5 protein-coding genes are annotated in these 3,538 nt (G+C 62.9%); 4 read left to right on the top strand and 1 reads right to left on the bottom strand.

The window, feature by feature from the left end; all coding sequences use genetic code 11:
* Window positions 1-367: Holliday junction DNA helicase RuvB C-terminal domain-containing protein (locus EN906_RS27005; RefSeq protein ID WP_281060461.1), on the top strand; the 367-nt coding region annotated here is incomplete at its 5' end.
* A 103-nt stretch (window positions 368-470) separates the two neighbouring features.
* Here EN906_RS27005 and EN906_RS27000 read toward each other — a convergent pair.
* Window positions 471-1,721 (bottom strand): cellulase family glycosylhydrolase, encoded by a 1,251-nt coding sequence (locus EN906_RS27000; RefSeq protein WP_127269538.1) that lies wholly within the window; start codon window positions 1,719-1,721, stop codon window positions 471-473.
* 57 nt (window positions 1,722-1,778) lie between these two features.
* On the opposite strand from EN906_RS27000, the gene ybgC reads away from it, so the two are divergent.
* The 3 genes from ybgC to EN906_RS26985 all read left to right on the top strand — a co-directional run.
* Window positions 1,779-2,249: a tol-pal system-associated acyl-CoA thioesterase gene (ybgC, locus tag EN906_RS26995; RefSeq protein WP_127269539.1), complete on the top strand. Its 471-nt coding sequence runs from the start codon at window positions 1,779-1,781 to the stop codon at window positions 2,247-2,249.
* A 420-nt stretch (window positions 2,250-2,669) separates the two neighbouring features.
* Entirely contained in the window at window positions 2,670-3,380 is a 711-nt protein-coding gene (gene tolQ, locus EN906_RS26990) for a protein TolQ (protein WP_013529145.1), read from the top strand.
* A gap of 10 nt (window positions 3,381-3,390) precedes the next feature.
* The coding region (locus EN906_RS26985) for a biopolymer transporter ExbD (protein WP_206529173.1) at window positions 3,391-3,538 on the top strand (148 nt) is incomplete at its 3' end.

Raw genomic sequence — 3,538 nt, 5'->3', positions numbered from 1 at the left:
CTTACGCCGTGTGCGCGATTTCGCCTCGGTGGCCGGCGACGGCCATGTCGACCGCAAGATCGCCGACGAGGCGCTCACCCGGCTGGAGGTCGATGCGCTCGGCCTCGACGCGCTCGACCGGCGGTATCTCAGCATGATCGCGCGCAATTTCGGCGGCGGGCCGGTCGGCATCGAGACGATCGCCGCCGGCCTGTCAGAGCCGCGCGATGCCATCGAGGACATCATCGAGCCCTATCTGATCCAGCAGGGCTTCATCCAGCGCACACCGCGCGGCCGCATGCTGACGGCCAATGCCTGGCGCCATCTCGGCCTCGACGCGCCGAAGGATCTGGCGCAGCAGCAGATCAACCTGTTCCAGGAAGAGTAATTTTCCAGTGCGCCGCCCCGTCGTCTCGGGCATTGGCTCAGCATTGCGTCGGTACGTTTTTTGAATGCGCCCGGAATCTTCTCGACCGATCTTGGCTGAGCGATCAATGCAGCCCGCGGATCACGTCCATTACATCCGGTTCGGCCTTGTCGCCGTTGAAGGCGTCGACGATGCCGAAGGCGCCGCCATAGCTCCACACCGCCCATGAGAAGCCGTGCGCTTCGGCGCGCCCGATCATGTCCCTGACATAGGCGGCCCGGTACTCGGCGGGCATCACATAGGCGTTGCCATATTCCTGGCGGATCATGCCGAACTCGCCCAGCGAGATGTTTTCCGGCTTGACGCCGTTGGCCTTCGCCCATGCCTCGACCTTTTTGAACGGCGCATCCATGAGGCCCAGCAACTTGTCGGGACTGTCCATGCTGGCGACCTGTTCGTCGAGATAGGCAAGCAGGCCGCTCTGCCGTGTCCACGGGGCCTCGGCCTTGATCCTGGCGCGGATGGTGTCGAGCGTCACGTCGAGCTGTGCCTTGGGCACCGCGGTCAACGGATAGGGCAGGCCAGTCACATAGGGGATGAAGTCGCCGGCCCAGGTCGCTCCCTGATGGGTGAGCAGGAACGGATCGTAGGAATGGAAGGTCCAGATGACGTTGTCGTCAGGGATCGCCTTCGGGTCGATCTTCTCCAGCGAGCTCGCCGCGGAATAGCAGGCGCCGGTCAGCACGAGGGTCAGTTTCGTCGCCGAGGATCGCGCCGCGGCGAACAGTTTGCGCTGGCGGTCCGGCCACAGGCTGGTGCCATCGCTGTCGCAGTCGACGATCGGTTCGTTCATCGGCTCGAAGGCAACCTGGGTGGGATCTTCGCCGGCCAGCGTGCGGGCCATCTTGCGGACCATCTCGACATAGGCGTCGAAGGTCCGCGGGTCGTCCATCACTTCAGCCATGCCGATCTTGCGGCTGCCGCCGGCCGGGATCAGGTGCATGTCGACGATAACCTTCAGGCCGGCGCGGTTGATCATGCGCACGGAGTCCAGCACGCTGGCATAGAGGTCGTCACGCAAGGCCACGGTCTGGTCGGACAGGAAAGGCGAAGGGTCGACCGGCATGCGCAGGAAATCGAGGCCGGCATCCTTCAGCGCCTTGAGGTCGTTCTCCCCAAGGAATTTGCGCCATTCCGGATAGGGCAGGATGGCTTCGGCGTCGCCCCACTGGTCTTCGCCGGGCCATGTGACCCATTGGTCGAGGTTGAGGCCGCGCTTCATCGAGAATGTCGCGGCCTGGCCAGGCAGCGCCAAAGCCACGAGCACGAACAGCGCCGCCGTCAAACTCTTGATCATCGCCGTCAACAGTGCCATCCGATGTTATGTTCCGCGGGAAACCGGTGCCTGGTCGGGGCTGAAAAAGGAAGCGCAATGGGCGATCATGGTGAATCGGCGACGCTGCTGGCCGGGCTTTCCGGCGCGCTGACCACGTTCGGCCATCGGCTGATGGCGCGGGTCTATTATGCCGACACCGATTTCTCCGGCGTCGTCTACCATGCGCGCTATCTCGAATTCTTCGAACGCGGTCGCTCCGACTATCTCCGGCTGACCGGCGTGCACCACACAGAGCTTGCCGATGGCAAGCATGGCGAAAGAATAGTCTGGGTGGTGCGCCGCATGGAGATCGACTTTCGCGGCCCCGCCCGCATCGACGACATCCTGACGGTCGACACCCGCACCGAGGAGATTTCCGGCGCGCGCATCTTCATGGCGCAGCAGCTCAAGCGTGGCGACGAACTGCTGGTCGAGGCCAAGGTCGAGGCGGCGATCATCGGTGAGAATGGCCGCCCAAGGCGTTTTCCCAGGGAATGGGTGGCGGCATTCATGCCGAGGGTGCGCTGATATTCAGGTGATGCCGGCCTGCAAACAGCAGCTTCCTGCGCTTCCCCGTTCTACCGCATCGCGGTAGAACTGTGCTCACGTACGAAAGTACGCTCCGCTCCGGTTCTCGGAATCTACCGCTTTCGGCTCGGCCTGACCTGAATCTCAGCACACCCTAGCGCAGCCATTGAATTGATGGCCTTGCCATTGGGCGTGGCAATGCGCCGCGCCTTATATACTAACCCATCCTTAACCATAACGGTTCATGAAGAGATTGGTGAAGATTGGCGTTATCGAACGCCTTCCTTTCACCAATATTTGCCCCGAAAAGGCCGATAACGGCACAGTTTGGGGTTGTTCCGGTAGCTTCGTGCGAACCGACCACAAGGGATGCCAGGGGCCAGCCGCCAGCTTCGCCCGGAAAATCTTAAGGACGTAACGATGGAAAATATCGCACTCGCCGACCCGGGCGCGCAATTGTCGGTTTGGTCGCTGTTCGTTTCGGCCAGCTGGGTTGTCAAGCTGGTCATGATCGGCCTGCTCTGCGCCTCGGTCTGGACCTGGGCGATCATCGTCGACAAGCTGGTTTCCTATGCCCGCATGCGGCTGGCGCTCAACCGGTTCGAACAGGTGTTCTGGTCGGGGCAGTCGCTGGAGGAGCTCTACCGCACGCTCGCCGACCGCAAGACCACCGGCATGGGCGCCATTTTCGTCGCCGCCATGCGCGAGTGGAAGAAGAGTTTCGAGAAGGGCGCCAAGTCGCCGCTCGGCCTGCAGACCCGCATCGACAAGGCGATGGACCTGGCGCTGACCCGCGAGATGGAAAAGCTGGAAGGCCGCCTAGGTTTCCTCGCCACCACCGGCTCGGCGGCACCTTTCATCGGCCTGTTCGGCACCGTCATCGGCATCATGACGTCGTTTCAGGCGATCGCCGGCTCCAAGAACACCAGTCTCGCAGTGGTTGCGCCGGGCATCGCCGAAGCGTTGCTGGCGACGGCCATCGGCCTGCTCGCCGCCATTCCGGCCGTCATCGCCTACAACAAGCTGTCGTCCGATGCGAGCAAGATAGCCGTGCGCATGGAAGGGTTCTCCGACGAGTTCTCCGCCATACTCTCGCGCCAAATCGATGAAAAAGTGGCCCCCAAGGCCTGAGGAGTAGCAGATGGGTATGTCCATGGGCATGGGAGGGCGCGGCGGGCGCGGCCACAGGCGGCGCGGCCGTCACCATGCACTGATGTCCGAGATCAACGTCACGCCGATGGTCGACGTGATGCTGGTGCTGCTGATCATCTTCATGGTCGCCGCACCGA

The organism is Mesorhizobium sp. M7A.F.Ca.CA.004.06.1.1 (genome assembly GCF_003999135.1).
Taxonomy (GTDB): Bacteria; Pseudomonadota; Alphaproteobacteria; order Rhizobiales; family Rhizobiaceae; genus Mesorhizobium.
Note: the sequence above shows the minus strand (reverse complement) of the source record. Positions and strands in the feature narration are given on the sequence as shown.